The organism is Candidatus Symbiothrix dinenymphae (genome assembly GCF_001431085.1).
Window position 1 is genome coordinate 1 of the sequence record NZ_BBRU01000077.1, and the last position, 996, is coordinate 996.

Consider the following 996-nt stretch of genomic DNA (forward strand, 5'->3'; position numbering starts at 1 on the left):
AAAATTCGTGTGCGGTTTTTTCCCCCTTTATGCTCACACTCCCCAGCTGTTCCCTCTTCCCAATTTTCGTCCTACTTGGTGTTCCTACACCCCCGTTATTGCCTAAACAACGCCGGTTTGGGCTTCTGCGCGTTCGCTCGCCACTACTTGCGCAATCATTATTTATTTTCTTTTCCTGTGGGTACTTAGATGTTTCAGTTCCCCACGTTTGCCCCGCGTAAAGCGGTAATAGACCTTCAATCTATTAGGTTGCCCCATTCGGAAATCTCGGGTTCAAATGGTTATTTGCACCTCGCCCGAGCTTATCGCAGCTTATCACGTCCTTCATCGCCTCCAAGAGCCAAGGCATCCACCGTCTGCCCTTTCTTTCTTATTTCTTCTGATTCCAATGACCTTTTGCAAATCACCGGAACGATGCCATCTCTTCACGGACGCGATAAATCGTCGCCCCTACCGAGATAACAAATATTTTTGTTGCTCTACTTTGTTTTCTTGTTTTGTACCAATATGTCAAAGAACGTAAGCCTCACGGCTTTTGTGGAGAATATCGGATTCGAACCGATGACCCCCTGCTTGCAGGGCAGGTGCTCTAGCCAGCTGAGCTAATCCCCCTTTTTCAGTTAGCAGTTTCCAGTGACCAGTTACCAATCTTTTTTGGTAACTGGTAACTGCTAACTGTGTAGTCCCAGGCAGAGTTGAACTGCCGACCTCTACATTATCAGTGTAGCGCTCTAACCAACTGAGCTATAGGACTATTTTAGAGTTTAGTTTTTAGAGTTTAGAGTTTAGTTTTTTTGTGCGTTTTTTGACTACACTCTATACTCTAATATCTAATCACTGCAACGCTACGCGTTGCGCTGTCCTATGGTCGAAGTTACTCTCTTTCCTTGAAACCTCTCCCGTCAGGAATAACTCTTCTCCTTTGCTGTAGAAATATCACTATCTCTACCGTTCAATATTATAGAAACCATTAAATTACATAGTACAGAAAATAAC

Annotated in this window: 2 tRNA genes and 1 rRNA gene; all 3 read right to left on the minus strand. The window is 44.2% G+C overall.

Annotation, left to right across the window (positions count from 1 at the left end):
* A 23S ribosomal RNA gene (locus ASC50_RS07375) occupies nucleotides 1-376 on the minus strand; the annotation flags it as partial.
* A 162-nt stretch (nucleotides 377-538) separates the two neighbouring features.
* Nucleotides 539-612 (minus strand) — tRNA-Ala (locus ASC50_RS01245).
* A gap of 68 nt (nucleotides 613-680) precedes the next feature.
* Nucleotides 681-754 (minus strand) — tRNA-Ile (locus ASC50_RS01250).
* Between the last annotated feature and the right edge of the window lie 242 nt (nucleotides 755-996).